This is a genomic window from Bacteroidota bacterium (assembly GCA_016713765.1).
Lineage (GTDB): Bacteria > Bacteroidota > Bacteroidia > AKYH767-A > 2013-40CM-41-45 > Pollutiaquabacter > Pollutiaquabacter aromativorans.
The window spans coordinates 154,249-173,769 of record JADJON010000001.1; the positions used below are offsets into that span (position 1 = coordinate 154,249).

12 protein-coding genes and 5 pseudogenes are annotated in these 19,521 nt (G+C 54.3%); 8 read left to right on the plus strand and 9 right to left on the minus strand.

Annotated elements, in window-relative coordinates; translation table 11 throughout:
* Positions 1-185 precede the first annotated feature (185 nt).
* Positions 186-567, plus strand: a pseudogene (locus IPJ96_00715) (GxxExxY protein).
* A gap of 28 nt (positions 568-595) precedes the next feature.
* Positions 596-1,591, plus strand: a complete 996-nt coding sequence (locus IPJ96_00720; GenBank protein MBK7908879.1) for an NAD(P)H-dependent glycerol-3-phosphate dehydrogenase — start codon at positions 596-598, stop codon at positions 1,589-1,591.
* Positions 1,592-1,674: 83 nt separating this feature from the next.
* Here the strand turns inward: IPJ96_00720 and IPJ96_00725 are convergent.
* From IPJ96_00725 to IPJ96_00745, 5 genes and pseudogenes are all read right to left on the minus strand, one after another.
* Positions 1,675-3,260: pseudogene (locus tag IPJ96_00725) on the minus strand (excinuclease ABC subunit UvrC).
* A 14-nt stretch (positions 3,261-3,274) separates the two neighbouring features.
* Positions 3,275-4,655 (minus strand): annotated as a pseudogene (locus IPJ96_00730) (M20/M25/M40 family metallo-hydrolase).
* A 44-nt stretch (positions 4,656-4,699) separates the two neighbouring features.
* Positions 4,700-5,380: a lipoprotein signal peptidase gene (locus tag IPJ96_00735; protein ID MBK7908880.1), complete on the minus strand. Its 681-nt coding sequence runs from the start codon at positions 5,378-5,380 to the stop codon at positions 4,700-4,702.
* 252 nt (positions 5,381-5,632) lie between these two features.
* A pseudogene (locus IPJ96_00740) lies at positions 5,633-6,048 on the minus strand (TraR/DksA family transcriptional regulator).
* A 633-nt stretch (positions 6,049-6,681) separates the two neighbouring features.
* A pseudogene (locus IPJ96_00745) lies at positions 6,682-9,869 on the minus strand (isoleucine--tRNA ligase).
* 345 nt (positions 9,870-10,214) lie between these two features.
* Between IPJ96_00745 and IPJ96_00750 the strand changes: the two are divergent.
* From IPJ96_00750 to IPJ96_00770, 5 genes are all read left to right on the plus strand, one after another.
* Positions 10,215-10,598: a hypothetical protein gene (locus IPJ96_00750; GenBank protein ID MBK7908881.1), complete on the plus strand. Its 384-nt coding sequence runs from the start codon at positions 10,215-10,217 to the stop codon at positions 10,596-10,598.
* A gap of 29 nt (positions 10,599-10,627) precedes the next feature.
* Positions 10,628-11,329, plus strand: coding sequence for a hypothetical protein (locus IPJ96_00755; protein MBK7908882.1), 702 nt, complete (start codon positions 10,628-10,630; stop codon positions 11,327-11,329).
* Between the two features lie 429 nt (positions 11,330-11,758).
* Positions 11,759-12,289, plus strand: a complete 531-nt coding sequence (locus IPJ96_00760) for a T9SS type A sorting domain-containing protein (GenBank protein ID MBK7908883.1) — start codon at positions 11,759-11,761, stop codon at positions 12,287-12,289.
* 212 nt (positions 12,290-12,501) lie between these two features.
* The gene (locus IPJ96_00765) at positions 12,502-13,620 is read left to right on the plus strand and encodes a hypothetical protein (protein MBK7908884.1); all 1,119 of its coding nucleotides are present in this window, start codon (positions 12,502-12,504) and stop codon (positions 13,618-13,620) included.
* A 386-nt stretch (positions 13,621-14,006) separates the two neighbouring features.
* The gene (locus tag IPJ96_00770) at positions 14,007-14,738 is read left to right on the plus strand and encodes a hypothetical protein (protein ID MBK7908885.1); all 732 of its coding nucleotides are present in this window, start codon (positions 14,007-14,009) and stop codon (positions 14,736-14,738) included.
* Between the two features lie 76 nt (positions 14,739-14,814).
* Here IPJ96_00770 and IPJ96_00775 read toward each other — a convergent pair whose 3' ends face one another.
* The 4 genes from IPJ96_00775 to IPJ96_00790 form a co-directional block, all read right to left on the minus strand.
* Positions 14,815-15,405: a hypothetical protein gene (locus IPJ96_00775; GenBank protein ID MBK7908886.1), complete on the minus strand. Its 591-nt coding sequence runs from the start codon at positions 15,403-15,405 to the stop codon at positions 14,815-14,817.
* Between the two features lie 62 nt (positions 15,406-15,467).
* Positions 15,468-15,614 carry a hypothetical protein gene (locus IPJ96_00780; GenBank protein MBK7908887.1) on the minus strand — a complete coding sequence of 49 codons (147 nt, stop codon included), beginning with the start codon at positions 15,612-15,614 and terminating at the stop codon, positions 15,468-15,470.
* Positions 15,611-16,570: a hypothetical protein gene (locus tag IPJ96_00785; protein ID MBK7908888.1), complete on the minus strand. Its 960-nt coding sequence runs from the start codon at positions 16,568-16,570 to the stop codon at positions 15,611-15,613. The genes IPJ96_00780 and IPJ96_00785 overlap by 4 nt, the downstream gene beginning before the upstream one ends.
* Before the next feature lie 92 nt (positions 16,571-16,662).
* Positions 16,663-17,883, minus strand: a complete 1,221-nt coding sequence (locus IPJ96_00790) for an MFS transporter (protein MBK7908889.1) — start codon at positions 17,881-17,883, stop codon at positions 16,663-16,665.
* Between the two features lie 192 nt (positions 17,884-18,075).
* On the opposite strand from IPJ96_00790, the gene IPJ96_00795 reads away from it, so the two are divergent.
* Positions 18,076-19,521 carry a hypothetical protein gene (locus IPJ96_00795; protein MBK7908890.1) on the plus strand — a complete coding sequence of 482 codons (1,446 nt, stop codon included), beginning with the start codon at positions 18,076-18,078 and terminating at the stop codon, positions 19,519-19,521.

Sequence of the window (19,521 nt, forward strand, 5' to 3'; positions counted from 1 at the left end):
GCACAGAGTCACGCAGAGGGCACACAGAGTTTCGCAGAGATTTGAATTCTGCTCTGTGCTACTCTGTGTTTCCTCTGTGATTCTCTGTGTTACAAAAAAGAACATCGGACGGCTCAGTGACGGTTAGATGATTTCTCCGCATATAAGCGGTTGTAGAAATCCACCTCATGACGGAATTTTCCGGCATGAGCCATGCAAACATCAACGACCTTACGCGCATTGTTATCGGATGCGCCATGAAAGTGCATCAAAAGCTAGGTCCGGGCCTGCTTGAATCAGCTTACAAGGAATGTACCGCTTACGAATTGATCAAGCTGGGGCTATGCATTCGAAAAGAACATCCTGTTCCGCTCATTTACGAGAAGATCAAACTGGAGTGCGGCTATCGGGCTGATCTGATCGTTGAAAATCGATTGCTTTTGGAATTGAAGTGTGGACCTGATTACGGATATTCACCGTGCGCAGGTGCTCACCTATCTCAAACTCACAGGCTTGAATCTTGGTTTATTAATCAATTTCAATGTACTACATTTGAAAGAAGGAATTTGCAGGATCATTCTGACCTGATCCGAGACTAATCAATCAGCACATTTAAATGGAGAATCAATCCATTTCAGTCATAGGTGGTGGCAGTTGGGCAACGGCCATCGTCAAGATACTTTCCAATAATGTCGACAAAATTACCTGGTGGGTAAGAAGTAAAGAGACGGCAGAATTTATCTCCAAGTACAGACATAATCCCAACTACTTATCCGATGTTGAATTCGATCTTGGGAAGATCCGGATCACAACCGATATCCGGGAGGCGATTCGGGAATCCAAGACCATTATTTTGGCAGTTCCATCAGCTTTCCTAAAAGACTCGCTGGCAGGGATCAAGTCGGATGATTTTCATGGCCGTTCCGTATTCTCCGCTATCAAAGGGATCATTCCGGATGACCTACTAGTCGTTGGCGACTTCTTACACAAACAATTCGACGTTCCGATACAAAACATAGGTGTTATTACTGGTCCATGTCATGCCGAAGAAGTAGCCATGGAACGTCTCTCCTATCTCACCATAGCGAGTCCTGACACGAATACTGCTGATTCATTGGCCCGCCAAATGGCTTGTCGGTACATCAAGACCACCGTGAGCGACGATATTTATGGTACAGAATATTCCGCCGTCTTGAAAAACGTATTTGCCATAGCCGGCGGTATTTGCCATGGGCTGGGCTATGGAGACAACTACCTCGCAGTACTTATTTCTAACGCCATTCAGGAGATCAAGCGATTTGTAGACGCAGTGCATCCGATCGGTCGCGACATCAACGACTCGGCATATCTCGGCGACCTGTTGGTAACGGCTTACTCATCCTTCTCTCGTAACCGCATGTTCGGCACCATGATCGGAAAGGGCTATTCCGTTAAATTCGCACAATTGGAAATGAACATGGTTGCGGAAGGCTATTATGCGACCAAGTGTATTCATGAGCTGAATAAACAGTACAACGTCCATATGCCGATCACAAGCTCGGTATACCGGATACTATACGAGAAGATGTCGCCCCGCATGGAGATCAAACTCCTTTCCGATCAACTGAAATAAAGTCGTTGCAGTAAACATGCAGAGCACATTTCGATCTCTGAGAAACTCTGTGTTACCTCTGCGATACTCTGTGTCACGAGATCCTACGAAACCCCTTCCGTCCGGTTGCTGCCAGATTCCAAATGCTCCTTCACCCGAATCGCTTTCGCTTCGCCGATGAGGGCGGCGAGGGCTTCGAGGGAGGCTTCTTTGATGCGTTGGACGGAACGGAACTCGCGTAGCAGTTCTTCCGCCGTACGTGGACCGATGCCGGGGATCTCTTCCAGCTCCGTCTTGATCACACCCTTGCTCCTCCGCTTGCGATGATGCGTGATCCCGAAGCGGTGCACCTCGTCGCGCAATTGCTGGATGATCCGCAGCGTTTCGCTCTTCTTGTCGATGTACAACGGCAGCGGATCGTCCGGGTAGTAGAGCTCCTCCAGGCGCTTCGCGATTCCGATCACCGCGATCTTTCCCCGTAAGCCGAGTTTTTCCAGGCTGCTGACCGCCGCGCTCAACTGCCCCTTGCCTCCGTCGATCACGATCAGTTGCGGCAGCGGCAGCGCCTCGTCGAGCATCCGCTTATACCGCCGGTGGATCACCTCCTCCATCGACGCGAAATCGTCGGGACCCTCGACGGTCTTGATGTTGAAATGCCGGTAGTCCTTCTTCGACGGCTTGCCGTCCCGGAAGACCGACATCGCCGCTACGGGATAGGCGCCCTGGAAATTGGAATTGTCGAAACACTCGATGTGCTTCGGCAACTCGGTGAGCCGCAGGTCTTTTTTCATCTGCTCCATCAGGCGTAGCGTGCGGTTCTCGGGATGCTGCTTTTCTTCCTGCAACCGCTTTTCGCGGATGTAATTCCGCACGTTGCTCTCCGACAGGCTGAGCAAGTGCTTCTTGTCGCCGATCTTACGTTGTGAATCGACGGATTCACGACCACCGATTTCCGCTGGAACTTTTCGAGTGATTCCAGTTTCTCTTTGACCGATTGTGCTTCTTCAAAGCGATACTCGGCCGCGTAGGTCTGCATCAATTCGCGCAGGTGACCGATGACCGTCTGGATGTTTCCTTTGAGGATCTGCCGGATCTCTTTCACCGATTGATCGTACTCTCCCTGTGATTGAAATCCTTCACAAGGTCCCTTGCAATTACCGATCTGGTATTCGAGGCAGACACGGAATTTTTTCTTCGTGATATTCTCCTCCGACAACACCAGGCTGCACGTCCGCAGCTTGTACAACTTGTTGATCAGCTCCAGCAACGTATTGATCAAACGGCCGGAAGCATACGGTCCGAAATATTCGGAACCGTCACGGATCATCTTGCGGGTCGAAAAGACGCGCGGGAAACGCTCGTTGCGGATGCAGATCCACGGATAGGTCTTGTCGTCCTTCAGACTGACGTTGTACCGCGGCTGGTGCTTCTTGATGAGGTTGTTCTCCAGCAAGAGCGCGTCCATCTCCGTATCCACGACGATGGTGCGGATGTCGGCCACCTTGCGCACCATGATGGATGTCTTACCCGAGACGTGCCGGTCTTTTTGGAAATAACTGCTGACCCGCTTCTTCAACGACTTGGCCTTGCCCACATAGAGCAGCTTGTCCTCCTTGTCGTAGAACTGGTAAACGCCCGGCGAGTCGGGTAGCGCCGACAACAGGGTCTGGATGTGTTCTTCGGAAGCCATGTAGCTTCGCGCGGTCAGAAACCGTTTTCGCTCACGAGGTAAAGCAAAGAACCCATGGCAGCGGCTCCCAGCAAGAGTTCGCGCTTGTTCACTTTGTCGAACGTGTCGGAGCCGGCATGATGATAATCGAAGTAGCGTTGGGAGTCGACCACCAGGCCTACCAAGGGTACTTTCAACGAAGGCTTCAGGGGAGAAATGTCGGCGCCACCGTGCTCTTCTTCGAAGTTCCAGACATTGTAAGGACGAAACAACTCACGGTACTTCCGGATGGAAGGTTTTTTGTCTTCGGGCATATCCAGTCCGAATCCATACGGGGTGAATCCGCCTGCATCGCTTTCGATGGCCATCACATGCTTTTCCCGGCTGTTGGTCGATGCCCAGGCCGCGTAACCTCTACCGCCACGAAGACCGTTCTCTTCGTTCATGAACGCGATCGCGCGGATGGTGCGCTTCGGTCGAAGTTTCAAGGCCTTGAACGTACGCAGGATCTCGACGGATTGCATCACGCCGGCGCCATCATCGTGCGCGCCGTCGCCGGTATCCCAGGAATCGAGGTGACCACCGACGACCAGCACTTCATCCGGCAGCTCGCGGCCGCGGATCTCCCCGATGACGTTGTGAGAAAGTACACTATCGAGGAGCTGGCAGTCCATGCGCAGCAAGAATCGAGCACCGGGATCTGCGCGAAGGATATTGCTGAGCAGGTTGGCGCCATTCGTACTGATGGCGGCACAGGGGATCTTCGGCAATGAGTCATTATAACCCATGGCTCCGGTATGCGGGAAATCATCTTGTGCCAGGGTCATGGAGCGAACGATGGAAGCGATGGCACCGTAACGGGCCGCTTCACTCGGACCCGACCAACGGTACTTGCCCGCTTCGCCGTATGCTTCAAACGTGTTGATGAAGGTGGGATCAAAGGGGTGGTTGTAGAAGACGATCTTGCCTTCGATCTTTTCGCGTCCCAGGGTTTTGAGTTCGTCGAAGTCGGCACCTCCACGACATTGCCACTGATCCCTTCTTTCGGTGTCGCGACGGAGCCACCGAGTGCGCAGACCGGAACTTCCTGCGAATCGCCTGTACGCGCGATGATGCGTCCGCTTTCTTTAGCGCCCCGCACCCAGTGCGGCACCCATACCTCCTGCAACCAAACCGTATCGGCGCCGGCTTCGAGCATGGCCTTCCGGGTGTATTCAACGGCCTGTTGCGCCTCCGGCGATCCGCTAAGTCGTCCACCGATATCATTCGACAACACGCGCAGCCAGTCGTAGGCCTTGCCGTTCGAGAGCATTTCGAGTAGATGGACTGGACGGTCGCGCTGTCGCTCCGAGCTTGTGCTTGCAGGGAAGTCGTGAAAAAGAGGGACAGTACCAGGAGGGAAATCGATCGCTTCATAGGAAGCAACAAGATACTGAATCCGAAAAAAAGGGCCGGGAAAATCAGGAAAGTCCGGAGGAGGCGTCAGTGGCGCCCGGAGCATCGGTCTCCGTCTTTTGCGCGTGATCGCCTTCGTGGAAGCGCTTCTGGAACAGGATGTACAGGATCACGCCGATCGAGATCGAAGCGTCGGCGATGTTGAACACCGGTCGGAAGAACAGGAACGTCTCGCCGCCCCAGATCGGTAACCAATCCGGAAAGCGTCCCGAGACCAGCGGGAAATACAGCATGTCCACCACCCGTCCTTGCAGAAAGCCGGCATACCCGCCGTCGGGCGGCAGAAAACGCGCGATCCCGTCGGTGCTGTCGTTGAAGATCATCCCGTAGAAGGCGCTGTCGATGATGTTGCCGACCGCCCCGGCAAAGATCAACGCAAAGCAAACCATCAGGCCGGGATGTGCGCGGTGCCGGGCCAGGTGGACGATGTACCAGCCGATCGCGATGCACGCGAGAATCCGGAAGGCACTCAGGAGGAACTTACCTGCCATGCCTCCGAACTCCAGTCCGAACGCCATGCCATAGTTCTCCGTGAAATGAATGTAGAACCAATGGCCGAACACCCGGTGCTCTTCGCCGAGATACATCGTCGTCTTCACCCAGAACTTCACCACCTGGTCGATGAGCAGGACCAGGAAGATGATGATACCGGCGAGGCGGAGGCGAGTGGCGGTGGTGGCGGGCAAGGCGAGGAGGGTTGGTTGCGAGGAACGAGTCCGAGACCGAGGAGGGGTAGTTGCGAGGAACGTCAGACCGAGGAAGGTTAGTTACGAGGAACGTGACCGAGACCGAGGGAGGGTTAGTTGAGAGGAATTAGGCGGTACGTGGGATGTGAGAGCTTTTCCTCGGTCTCGGTCACGCTCCTCGCATCTGCATTTCATGAAAACGCCAGACCGAATCTAACCGATTCTGTCTGGCGTTATGCTGGATCTTCGTGCTCAGTCGCGGTATTGATTGAGCTTTGCTTCGATGCTTTGGGTCGTGTGCGGAACGGCGCGGAGGCGCTCTTTGGGAATGAGTTTTCCGGTTACACGGCAGATGCCGTAGGTCTTGTTCTCGATGCGGATGAGCGCGTTCTCGAGCTGCTCGATGAACTTCTTCTGACGACCGGCCAACTGTCCGGCCTCTTCTTTCGCGAGACTCCGGAACCGTCTTCCAGCATCTTGAACGTACTGGCGGTATCGTCGGTGCCGTGTTCATTCGCAGCCGTGAGCTGTGCCTGCAGCACATTCAGTTCATGGCGCGCTTCTTCGAGCTTCTTCACGATGATCTGACGGAATTCCTCCAGTTCCTTATCCGAGTAGCGCGTCTTGCCGGGATCTTCCTCCTTCGCCGGTGTCGCGGTCCGCGCCAGCGGAGTTTTGCTGATCGGCGGAATGGGTTTGGGTGCAGGATTGGCTGCCTTATAGGTAGGTGCAGGTGCCGCAGGACGCGGAGCCGATGCTGCCGGTTTCGCAGGAGCGGGAGCCGGTTTCGGTTTGACTACGACGGCCGGTTTCACCGGGGCTTTCGCAACGACAACTTTCTTGGCTGCCTTGCTGCGGGCTTGGCGACCTTTTTCGGGGCTGCCTTAGGAGCGACTTTCTTCGCGACCGGTTTCTTCGCCGCGGGCTTCTTGGGGCCGGTTTCGCTTTCGGCTTCGCCTTGGCGGCGGGCTTGGCAGCAGGTTTTTCGCAGCCGGCTTTGCTTTCGCTTTAGCAGCGGGTTTGGCCTTCTTCGGACTTGTCTTCTTGCTCATGGCAACCTATCAATTAAATTATAAGAAGTTAGGGAGGATCAGTTGACCTGGCCCGGCGTGTGCCGGCGGATTTGTACGCGGGTCTGGATGTTATCGTCGACTTCCACCTCGTCGGCATTGTCGCCTTCGAGGCGATCCACCAGGTCGAGGGAGGCGGCCAAAATTTCGGCGCAAATATAGTCTTTATTGTTCAGCAGCGACGGCCGGATAGCCGCGTGAGTTCCTGGACTTTCAGCTCAATCCGGTCGGTTACTTGCAGCCCTTGTCTTTGCGCAGATTCTGCACCCGGTTGATGAATTCCCGGGCAATTCCTTCCTCGCGTAATTCCTCGTTCAGGGTCGTGTCCAGGGCCACCGTCAGTCGGCCTTCACTGGCCACCTGCCAGCCGGGGATGTCCTCCGACAGGATCTCCACGTCTTCGGGGGAAAGCGTGACGGTCTGTCCCTGCACCTTCAGTTCGAACGATTTCTCACTTTCCATGCGCAGGATGTCGGCCTGGTTCATCGCTCCGATCGCAACGGCCGTGTCTTTCATCAGTCCGCCGACTTTCTTACCCAGCACCTTGAAGTTGGGACGAATCTTTTTCACGAGTACGCCCGCTGTATCGGTGATGTATTCGATGTTCTTCACGTTCACTTCTGCGAGTACCAGGGGACGCACCGATTCGAGCGTTGCGCGAAAACGCTCGTCCTCCGCCGGGATCATGATCCGTGCCAGCGGCTGGCGGACCCGGATGTTCACCTTCTTGCGTAAGGACAACACCATCGACGACAACTGCTGCGCGAGTTCCATGCGTTCTTCCAGCGCTTTGTCGATGATCTTATCATCCGACTGCGGAAAGAGGGCGAGGTGTACGGAAGCGACATCGTGCCGGCCCGTCACCGCGTTGAGGTCGCGGAAAAGCCGGTCGGCGTAGAAGGGCGCCACCGGCGACATCAGGACGGCAACGGTTTCCAGACAAGTATAAAGCGTCTGATAGGCCGCGATCTTGTCGGTGGTGTAATCACCTTTCCAGAAACGACGACGACTGAGCCGAACGTACCAGTTACCGAGGTGCTCGCTGACGAAATCGGCGATAGCGCGGCAGGCACGGGTGGTTCGTATTCGGCGTAGCTCGCATCCACCGTACGGACCAGCGTATGCAGTTCGGAGAGGATCCAGCGGTCCAGTTCGGTGCGTTCCGCGACCGGCACCTCCGCTTCGTTGAAGCGGAAGCCGTCGATGTTCGCGTAGAGCGCGAAGAACGCGTAGGTGTTGTGCAGGGTGCCGAAGAACTTTCGCTGCACTTCGGCGATGCCGTCGACGTTGAACTTGAGATTCTCCCCAGGCGCGGCGTTGCTGATCATGTACCAGCGCCGTGGCGTCGGGTCCGTATTGCTTCAGCGTCTCGAACGGATCAACCGCGTTGCCGAGACGTTTCGACATCTTGTTACCGTTCTTGTCGAGTACAAGACCGTTGCTCACCACATTGCGGAAAGCGACGGAGTCGAACAACATGACGGCGATGGCATGCAGGGGTAAAGAACCAGCCGCGGGTCTGGTCAACGCCTTCGGCGATGAAGTCGGCCGGGAAGGCTGGGGTGTCCTTTTGTGAAGGAGCGGTAGCGGGATCGCCCATCCATGGAACTGGGCGTAGGGCATCGCGCCTGAATCGAACCAGACGTCGATGAGGTCCGCTTCGCGGAACATCTTCTTTCCGTCGGGGAGACCAGTACGATGTTGTCGACGTACGGACGGTGCAGGTCGAAGTCGGGTTGGGCGGGATCAATGTGCTCGAGGTGCTTCGCGTCCATGAAACCCGCGGCGATGGACTTCTTCATATCCTCGCGGAGTTGTTCGAGCGAGCCGATGCACAGTTCTTCCTGCGCGTCTTCGCTTCGCCAGATCGGCAGCGGAATGCCCCAGTAACGGGAACGTGAAAGGTTCCAGTCGACCAGGTTCTCGAGCCAGTTACCGAAGCGGCCGGTGCCGGTCGACTCGGGTTTCCAGTTGATGGTGGTATTCAATTCGGCCATCCGGTCTTTCAAGGCGGTGGTCCGGATGAACCAGAGTCGAGCGGATAATACAGTACGGGCTTATCGGTACGCCAGCAATGCGGGTAGTTGTGCTCGTAGCGTTCCGACTTGAAGGCCTTGCCTTCTTTCTTCAGTTTGATGACGATGCGGTCGTCGACGCTGAGGTATTTTTCGCCACCCTGCTTCTTGCGTTCGGCTTTCTCTTCTTCGGTGTAGTACTGCTCTTTCACGTACTCGCCGGCGAAGTCGGTGACCTCGGCAATGAAGCGACCCTGCTTGTCGACCAGCGTGAGCGAGCCCACGCCATTCTGCTTCGCGACGCGGAAGTCGTCGGCGCCGAAGCTCGGCGCGATGTGTACGATACCGGTGCCGTCTTCCGTGGTGACGAAATCGCCCAGCACTACGCGGAACGCGTCGCCGTCGGTCGGTTGGGCATAGGGCAATAGCTGCTCGTAGCGGATGCCGTCGAGCGATTTGCCATTCGTCTCGCCCAATACTCGGAACGGAATCGCTTTGTCGCCCGATTTGTAATCGTCGAATGAGAGTTCGGCGTTCTTCTCCGGGAAGTATTTTCCCAACAGGTCCTTGGCCAGAATGACGGTTACTTTCTCGTGCGTGTACTGATTGTACGTAGCAACAGCAACGTAAACGATCTTGGCACCAACGGCCAGTGCGGTGTTGGAGGAAGCGTCCAGGGAGTGGTCGTCCAGGCGAGGAAGGCGGTTTTCCCCTCAGCAGCTGACAAACCGAACGCCTTGGCAATCGCATCACCTGGCACATGGAACATCGCCACTGCCGACGTATCCTTCACGTTCTTGTATGTGCCCGGCTGGTTGAGCTCGTGCGAACTCAGTCCGGTACCGGCAGCCGGCGAATACGGCTGGATGGTGTAGCCTTTGTAGAGCAGTCCTTTTTTATAGAACTGCGACAGGAGGTACCAGCAAGTCTCGATGTACTCGTTCTCGAAGGTGATGTACGGATGCTCGAGGTCGACCCAGTAACCCATCTTCCTGGTGAGGTCGTCCCAAACATCTTTGTACTTCATCACCTCGCGGCGACAAGCTTTGTTGTAGTCTTCGATGGAGATCGTCTTCCCGATATCATCCTTTCGGATGCCGAGCGTTTTTTCGACGCTCAGTTCGATGGGCAGACCGTGGGTATCCCAACCGCCTTTGCGCTTTACCTGGAAACCTTTGAGCGTACGATACCGGCAAAAATGTCCTTGATGGCACGGGCCATGACGTGATGGATACCGGGCAGGCCATTCGCCGAAGGCGGGCCTTCATAAAAGGTGAAGGCGGGACGCCCCTCGCGGCTGCTGACGCTTTGCTCAAACGTCTGCTCGCGCTCCCAGGTCTCAAGCACCTCCCTGGCGATGCCGGGCAGGTCAAGGTTGCGGTATTCCGGGTAATTGGTCGACATAAATAAAGGCCGCAAAGGTACGGAATTCCGGAGGTAACAAGAAGGGGTAAACAGGTTGATTTTTAGGGTTTTGCGAATGGTTCGGTCAAGCGATGGACCATAGGGCTCGAAAATGCCGTTTTCTTAATAAAAATGGCGATTTCGGAATACTATCATCAAGTCGATGAGTTGAGCGTTTTATACTATCAATAATTGCTATAAATAAATATTAATTGGAGTTTTTGAAAATTTTAGCCTATTAATGATGCTATATTTTTACTCTACTAACTATCTCATTATTAAGGTTAAATCGTCCGTAAATGCCCGATCCCTTTTGTACCTTTTTCAAGATTTAAACTCCTCCCCATGCGACACGTTCTTCTCTCCTGCCTTTGCATTTTACTCTTGCAACCCGCCGCCTATACCCAGCATCTTTGGGGTTGTTATTCGATCGGTGGCACTTATGGTGCCGGCACATTTTTCCGGATGGACCTGGGTGGCGGAAACCTGACCCGCTATTTCAACTGTGGAGTAGGCGATAGCGGTTCCCCACAGACGACTTTTCTGCCCCAGCCCGGCAACTTCTATTACGGCATGACGGTTTCGGGTGGCCAATATGTGCGTGGCGACATTTACCTGTTCGATGTCTCAAGTCCGCAGTACACCAGCCTGTTCAGTATGGATACGGCATCGGGCTATTATCCGCGCGGTCCGCTTTACAAGGCCGGCGACGGCAACCTGACGGCCTGACGAGCAATGGAGGCGCGAATGGTCTCGGTGTGTTGTTCCGGTTCGATCCGTCGACGAATGTTTACACCAAACTCCATGAGTTCGATGGACCGACAGGACAATATCCGGACGGCGGCGTAGTGCAGGCTGCTAATGGGAAGATCTACGGCATGACCACCACGGGCGGCAGTGCCGGCGGCGGCGGTGTGATCTTTTCCTGGGATCCCACCACTTCGACCTATCTCGTCGAATATAGTTTCTCGTTCTCCGACGGGTTTACGCCGTTTGGAACACTGACCGAATACAACGGTTACCTCTGGGGACTAACCTTCGGCGGCGGCGCAACCGGGAACGGGACCCTCTTCCGCTTTGATCCTTCCACTTCCACACATTTGTTGAAATATTCGTTCGACGGAACAAACGGTTCGGCTCCTCAGGGAAATCTCACCCTTGGCGCGAACGGCATACTTTATAGCGCCGCTTCGCAAGGCGGCACCGACAGCTACGGCGTGTTGTTCTCCTTCGATACGAACAACGACCAATACACCGTGCTGCACGATTTCGATCCGCTCGAAGGATCGCGGCCACGTGGCCAGCTTTGCTATGCTTCCGACGGTAAGGTGTACGGCACCTGTTTCAACGGAGGCGCGAACAGTCTTGGCTCCATCTATTCTACGATCCGATTACGAATACCTATGCCACCATCGATGATGGCGAATTCACCGATGGCGGGACGCCGTATGCCGGGTTGATCGAGTATGCATTCACCATCGGCATCGAAGAAACCGACCCGAACGTGGTCCGGATCTTCTCCGAACCCCGCGAGCAGGAAGATCAACTATGCTGTTGAAACAGGAGCCTTCCCCCGACCAGATCCGGGTGTACGATCCCTCGGGCGTCTTTGTTCAACCCTGCTGCCTGTGACCAACACCGGCATGCTCGAACTTGAACCCGGTTGTTACACGCTCCTGATCGATTGGACGGATCGCCGAGCAGTCAGCGCCTGATCGTTACGGGTGAATAAGCGTACGTACATATGTTAACGTGAAAACGATCAGGCGGCAGGTATCGATCAGGCGGACAAACATTTACATCTTTGCCTTTACAATCGATAACCGAAAATTCATCGTGATGAAAAAGCTTCTGTTCACCCTATGCTGTGTGATGATGTCCTAACCGCCATGGCGCAAGTCTGCACCGTCATCATAACCCATGTCATCAATGGCAACCAGGTACAATACTATGGCGCCAGTCCCGACAATCCGTCCGGTTGGAGCTGGTTTTTCAACGGCGGCACCCCGCTGACCTCCTCCCAACAGAATCCGATCGTCACCTATTCGACTCCCGGCCAATACATCTGTGCCCTGTCCGTGTACGGCGGTCCCAACAACTGCAATTCCTCCGTATCAAACGCGACCGATTCCGTCGTCATCGTATCGACCGGTATACCGACGGAAGAACCGTCGCAGTTCAGCATCCGGCTCCTGACCGGCAACTCCCCGCGCATTCAGATCATCAACAACAAAACACAGCAAGTGCGGGCGGACCTTCAGGACCTCAGCGGCAGGAAAGTAGCGACCATCTTCGACGGCATGCTGTTGTCCGGAGTGAACGAATTATCGATCGATGCCTACAACCTGGCTTCGGGCAGGTATCTGCTAACGGTCAGCAAAGAGGACGGCGTGGTGACCGAGAAATTTTTCATTCCGTAAGCAGACGGCTTCCCGCTAACAGCGGCAGGCATATTGGCCCGGAATATTTTCGGGATGTACTGATAGTATGCGGTACGTCCGGGTCCGACATTGGAAAACTTGTTCATGCCCGATTAATTTTTCAGGCGGATCAGCCTTGAAACTGTCATGTCTAAAGCCTCCACGTCACTGAATTCATTATCTTGGATTTCCATTTAAAACAATGCTCCCCCATGTTACGTCCAGGGTGGTTGTTCTATTGTGTCCTCCTTGTCCGCGTCCTGCCTGTATCAGCTCAGTTCATTTACGGACAATGCTCCGTCGGCGGCACATACGGCGATGGCGTGTTCTTTGAATACAACATACGCACCGGGCAATTCAGGGAGGTACATCATTGCGGCATCAATTTCTGTTCCGGTCCGGGCAAATCATTAGTAGCCCTGCCTCCTGATTATCTCTTTGGAACAACTACCATTGGGGGAATGGGGTCGGAAGGAGATATATTCCGGCTTGAAACCGGTTCCGGATATTATTATTCTCTTCAATCCCTCAACCAGTCCAATGGTAGGCTTCCATATGGCGGGTTAATGCGTGCCAGCAATGGTATGCTGTATGGAATGACAACTTCCGGCGGCGACTACGATCTCGGGACGTTGTTTCTGTATGATCCGGTCGGGCTCTTCTTCGATCGCCTCTATAGTTTCAACGGATCGGAAGGCAGAAGCCCGGAGTCAACTGTCTGTGAGGGCCCTGACGGAAAACTATACGGTACTACCGGTTACGGCGGTAACCGCAACACGGGGGGTACTTTTTGTTTCGATCCGCTAACCGGTAGTTATTCTGTACTGCATCACTTCGAGCCACCATCGGGAGCCGCGCCGCTTTGCGGACCAATGTATCAGGATGGGAGCATTTGGGGTTTATGCTACACTGGCGGTCAGTTCGGATTGGGTGTCCTTTACCGCTATGACATCAACAGCAGTAATTACCGTGTGGAGTTTTCCTTTGATCGCATCAATGGAGCGTTTCCAACAAGCCCATTGATTCCTGCAGGCGTAAATGAGATCTATGGAATCACCAGTCAGGGAGGGCTATATGATCAGGGAGCCATTTTTCGCTATTCGACAGCACACGGGATCTACCAGAAGCTGCACGACTTTGAAGGAAACAACGGCGATCTTCCGATGGGCCCACTCCTGGTCGCTTCGGACGGACAACTCTACGGCACCACCCAATTGAGCGGCACACATGGCTATGGAACCTTGTTCCGATTTAACCCGGACTCCCTTGGCTTCGAAGTGCTTTTAACTTTGACCGATACAATGGCATTTATCCCCAGGGAAGCCTCGTAGAATATCCGGTCTCCATTGGTATTCCTAATCTTCCTCAAGAGTATTTTCTTCTTGCACCAATCCCGTCAAACGGGAACATTCGCTATGAATTCCCAGCCAGCAGGCCAGCTGTTCGTTTACGTGTTATCACGTCAACGGGAATAGAAGTAACTCGAATCGAAAAGCCGCCCTCCGAAGGTCGCCTGCAGTTAGCTTCCGGTTTTATACCGTGATGCTTGAATGGGAGGATTGCCCCCTATTTGCAGAAAGATCGTTATTGAGTAACAGGCAGATACTTCCTTCGTGTCAGTTACGGCGGCCAATTGCAAGTCCATGAACCATTCTCCTGACGTGGCCCTATAATTGAAACCGGAAACTTAACTTCGCAACATATTTCCGGAAAATCTATGAAAGCGAATACTCGTTCAGGCCTCCTGATCTTCCTGTTACTTTCGGTATTGGAACTGCGAGGCTCCGACCGCTTCTATTTCCAATGGGGCTGGAATAAAGAAACCTATTCCAAGAGTACCATCCATTTCACCAATGGCGACGAGTATGACCTCTATTGGGAAAAAGCGAAGGCGCACGATAAACCCGACTTCAATTATATTCTCAGTCCGCAGATCACGATTCCACAATTCAGTTTTCGTCTGGGCGTACGGATAAAGGACAAGTGGTTCGTTGAACTGAATCACGACCATGCCAAGTATGTGGTGGAACGCAACCAGATCGTGCGCATGTACGGAACACGGAACGGCCAGATGGTCGATGAGAACGTCGAATTGCGCTGGAGCGAGTTCAACTTCGAACATACCAACGGCGCCAACTTCTGGATGCTCATGGCCGCGCGTGAATTCGACTCACTCTTCGCTTCTCCGAACTTCGGCGCGTTCGCGAAGGCCGGCGGCGGCCTGCTTTATCCCCGGACGGATGTGACGCTGTTCGGGAAACGGTTTAACAACAACTTCCACATAGCCGGTTATCTGGTGGGTGTTGAGGGCAGCTTCCGCTATTATCCGTTCCGGCATTTCTATCTGGATCTCAGTGGCAAAACAGGTTATGCCAAATTATACCAACGCCTTAACGGTGGAAGGCGGAAAGGCGCAACACTCCTTCGTTTTCCTGGAAGGGATCTTTAGCCCGGGTGTGCGCATCTGATCTTGTAGAGGTGTTCTTTGAATCTAAGAACACGGAATACACGGAGATCACGGACATTCACGGTTTCGTAAATTCCGCCACCCGGTCGCCAAAAAGATATTTGTTGCTGAACCGCAGGGATTGACCTTCCAGACTTACTGTTACCCGGTCGAACACCACTTCACCGAGACTGGGATTGAGCGTGAATTCGAAATAGTTGGAAGGGTCGTTGGAGCAATCGATGATGGTGGGTTCGTCCGGGAACACCGCGTGTATCAATTCGATCCGCTTTATCCCATCTGCATTGAACCGCACAATGCCGTCGATACCGCTTTCTTCGATCAGTGAATCCCGATCTGTGAAGGCAAAGCAGACGACGGATTGCTGGAGGTACGTATTCTTATCGGTGATCTTGATCACCTTTCCAGGTCCACCTTCCCGTGCGCTTTTCCTGAGCTTGAAATCCTGCCCTTTCTTCTTACTTCCCTGGAGCACGACCGTTCCCGAGTCCAGCGACCAGGTACCGGAGGCCTGACGGTCGGAGGCTCCGTAAGTGTAGAAGAACTCAAACGTGTGATCAGCGCTGAGCCGTAATCCGGAGGCAACCTCACGAAAGCCGTGGAGGGAATAGTCGCCGGCAATGTCTTGGGCCGATAGCAAAGAAGGCATGGTTACAGCCAAAAGGAATAACAAACGGATTACGCGACTGCGCAAGGCTTCAGCATTCATACTCAGGCCACAACGCATATGCGCGTAGCGAAGAAGGATCCGCCGGCAGTTGATAGCTGAAGTTGATAGATCCCGGCAGGAAGACCGCGCGGCGACCATTGCCAGGTATGCCGCCCGGCGACCTCATAGCTGATAACCGGATCGATCACACGCTCGCCGAGTTGATTGAACAGCTCGTAACGGACCTCTCCCGTGATGGATAAATCGTAAGCGACTTCGGTACGACCAAAACGCGAAATGGGATTGGGAGCCAGGTGGCATTCAAGGCAGCAGGCGAAGGTGTGTTCAGGTTGGTCGATAACATCCAGTCGCGCAACCGCACCGTTTCCGCGTTGAGGATCTCCTTTTGATTGAGCGACGTATCGCCATCGTAGGTCACGATCGCGACCAGGTGCAACTGGTCAAGGTTCCAGGAAGGATCAGGGATGAAACTGAAATCGGACGAATACGTGATTCCGGTCACTGCTACTGGCGGCAACCCGCCGGTCACACCCCACGGACCGCCAAGACAACGGCGAATGGCTTCGTTGTGGTACCAGTTCACGAGCGGATTATTGCCGTTCTGGATCGTAGAATAATAATTGTGCTGTTCCAGCGAGCCAACAGCCGGTATGCTGTCTTCTTGATGATGACATTCACGCGCAAGGGGCGCCCGGTGTGGGGCCGCCGAAAAATTCGCATCGACGGTAAAATGGTAGGCTGCCCCATCAAATGACAGATCCCGCATGCCCACGGAGACAATGGCCGGGGTGTTGTAGCGGTTCAGGAAACGGGTACGAAACGAAAGATGCGACAGGATGATGCGGGATGCTCCGGCAAACTTGTACCGATCCACCGCTCCACCGGGATAGCTCGACACCCCGAAGAGGGTTTTGACTGGCGTCCATTCGGGGATCTCCAGATCGTCCCATTCGTGCCAGGCCAGGCCGATCGTATTATCGGGATAATCATGCTCGATCTCTTCTATTTTGATCGCCGCATCCGGGCACGCTCCGCACCAGGCGCCGGTGAATTCTTCGATGACGACCCGGCGGGTGGTTTGGGCGGACACCATCGCTGCCAGGAGCAAGCCTGCCAACAGAAAAAATGTACAGATTGACTTCATGGGATAAATGCTGTATCCAAATATAGCAATTCAAGCGATCTGCAAAACCGTTAACTACGCGCAACTCGCGTTCCAACGATTCAAAGTACTGCTCAGCCGCCGGATCCGGCATGTTCCGTCTTCTCCTTCCCTGCCATCCACAAAAAACCCAGCGACAGAAAAAGGGATGAAACGATCAGGATGACGAACAAGCGATCGAAACCGTATCGGTCCGCGATCCCAAGCCCCAATGATGGCGCCGCGATGGTCGCGATCCCATAGGCGATCGAATAGAGCGCGGAGTATTGTCCCTGCCGTTCTTTTTTCGGCCGGGAAAGCGCATAGTTCATCATGAACGGCATCGCGAAAATCTCCGACAGGGTAATCACGAACGTATACAGGATCGCGAAGGAGAGTCGGTGTTCACCGAAATAAAGCAAAGCGAACGCGGCAGGTAAACAAAAGACGCCGATGACGATGAACCGGAAGATCTTCTTCGACTTTTCCAGCTTGGCGATCAACGGCATCTCGATGATCACGACCAGTATCCCGTTCAATGCCATGAGCAGTCCGATGCGGTCTTCGTCGTACCCGCTGACGGTTTTGAAGTACTGCGGAATACTGGCGAAGATCTGGAAGAAGATGGTCCCATACACGGCCACCAGCGCGATGAAGAACAAATAACGCAGATCGCGGTAGGCGGAGGTGCTGCTGTCGGCCAGCACTTCATTCTTGTGACGTCCGGGTATCGTTGCAGGCCGGGGCAGGTAGAGGAACAACATGAGCGCGGCCAGAAAACCGGTGCAGGCATCGATGACGAACAGCCAGCGATAGCCGAGGTAGAGCGCGACGAATCCGCCAACAGCCGGACCAACGGCAAAGCCGAGGTTGACCGCCAGGCGCATCAGCCCGACCGACCGGGTGCGGTTTTCAGGCGTGCTGTATTCGGCGATGGCAGCGGCGTTGGCTGGTCGGAAACTGTCGGCCGCCAGCGCATAGATGAAGATCACCGCCGCCATTCCCGCCGGCGTGGTGATGACCAGTAAGGAGAGCAGGATAAGTCCGCTCGAGATCAGGGCCGACACCATGATGTCGAAGTGATTCTTGCGATCGGTCAGCCAGCCACCCAGATAACTGCCCAGTACGCTGCCCATCCCGTAGAAGCTCATGACAAATCCTGCCTCCGCGATCGAGAAGTGCAGGTCGCGCGTCATGTAGAGCGTGGTAAACAACAACACCATCGACCCGCTGCGGTTGATGAACATCGCCAGCGAGAGGATCCAGATGTTGCGGTTCAGATTCGAAAAAGCGTGACGGTAAAGATGGAGGGGCATGGGAGGGAATGGTAAAGATAGGCAATGTGGGATTGATGGGGGATCGTTGACGGTAGTGATTTGAAATTGGTGATTGGTAACTGGTAATTAGTAATTAAAAATCGGTGTTTAGTTACTAATTACTAATTACCAGTTACCAGTTACCAAAATACCCACCAGCACGGATACCCGCGCTCCTTTTCCCGCTTACCTTTGTGTAAACACCTCACCCATGAAAAAATCTACGCCATCTTCCTTTGGTTCTCGACATCCCTGGTATTTAGCGAGGCTCAAACCCCGACGTTTCAGATCCCGTTCAACAATTCCGGCGGCACTTTGTCCAATGAGTTATTCTGTGTGGAATCGGACCAATCCGGCAACATCTATTTCTGTGGTAAGCATACCGATGTGATCACCTTCGGTGGCACCACCTTGAGCGTAGGCAGTGGCGGAGCCTGGTTCCGAAAACTGAGCCCTGGCGGCAACCTCGAATGGTTGCGGCAGGGTGGCACACCCGGCACCACCGACATTGCTTATGGCATTGCCGCGGACCCGCGCAACAACGGGCGTTGCTACGTGGCCGGTTCGCTGAACACCAGCTCCGCTTCCACCTTCGGAAGTCAGACCCTGCCGGCCAGTTATCTGGGATTCGTTGCCTGCTACGATGCTACAGGTAGCGCCTTGTGGCTGGCAGGAACCAGTTCGGCGGTCTATTCCATCGCCTGCGACGCGAACGGGTACCTGTTCATCAATACCGGTGACGCGGCCATCCACAAGCTGGACGCGGGGAACGGAAACGATCTGGGCACCATCACCCTGAGCGGTAGCCTCATGAACCCCCAATGGCACAACATTGTGATCCACGGCAACGATGTGATCGCGCAGGGAGGGAATAAGATCCTCAAATTCGACAACAACCTGAATCAACTCTGGAGTACGCCGGTGAATGCATCCCTGGCCGAGACGTTCCGGCTCAACCTGGATGCGAACGGCGATGTGTATGGCACCTTCTACGCACTCTTTGGTAGTGTGACCGTTGGTAGCGTGACGAAAAGCAATTTTCCGAACGGCTATGTTTATCGCCTCGACGGCGCAACCGGAAACGTGCTGTCCTGCGATTCGATCCTGATCAACGGGGCCGCCTCGAAGATAAAAGAGTATATCCCGGCTGCCGGCAGTCCGCAGTTTTACATCAGTGGCGACGGCGCTTTCAACACCCCTACGGTACTGAAGGATGGGCCTTCGCTTTCTGACACCTGGACCAAAGTGTTCCCTTCCAACGCGCCGGTGAATGATCTGGAAATCATTTCGAATAATTGCATGGTGGCGGTCGGCAAACATTCGGGCACTTCGGTGTTCGACAGTTACACGCTTAACCTCCCCGCGGGATCTTCCGGCATCGATAACAGCTACCTGATCGGGCTTTGTTCCGGCACCGTCGACATCCCTGAACAATCCGACGCAAGTACCAGGGCCTATCCAAATCCGGCTGCCGATTACATCGTTATGCCGGGAAATGAAACGGAGACGATTACGCTATCGAATGTCCTGGGCGAACACTTCATCGTGCTGGCGATCGGAAGCAATCGCTTCGATCTGCGCGGGCTGCCGGCAGGAGTTTATGTCATGCCCCGTGGAATGCGCTTCGTAAAACAATAA

Bases quoted from the DNA above. Each gene is read 5' to 3' on its own strand.
- IPJ96_00720 (MBK7908879.1), top strand. From the start codon at position 596: ATGGAGAATCAATCCATTTCAGTCATAGGTGGTGGCAGTTGGGCAACG.
- IPJ96_00770 (MBK7908885.1), top strand. From the start codon at position 14,007: ATGAAAGCGAATACTCGTTCAGGCCTCCTGATCTTCCTGTTACTTTCG.
- IPJ96_00785 (MBK7908888.1), bottom strand. From the start codon at position 16,570: ATGAAGTCAATCTGTACATTTTTTCTGTTGGCAGGCTTGCTCCTGGCA.
- IPJ96_00750 (MBK7908881.1), top strand. From the start codon at position 10,215: ATGCGACACGTTCTTCTCTCCTGCCTTTGCATTTTACTCTTGCAACCC.
- IPJ96_00775 (MBK7908886.1), bottom strand. From the start codon at position 15,405: ATGCCTTCTTTGCTATCGGCCCAAGACATTGCCGGCGACTATTCCCTC.
- IPJ96_00760 (MBK7908883.1), top strand. From the start codon at position 11,759: ATGGCGCAAGTCTGCACCGTCATCATAACCCATGTCATCAATGGCAAC.
- IPJ96_00790 (MBK7908889.1), bottom strand. From the start codon at position 17,883: ATGCCCCTCCATCTTTACCGTCACGCTTTTTCGAATCTGAACCGCAAC.
- IPJ96_00765 (MBK7908884.1), top strand. From the start codon at position 12,502: ATGTTACGTCCAGGGTGGTTGTTCTATTGTGTCCTCCTTGTCCGCGTC.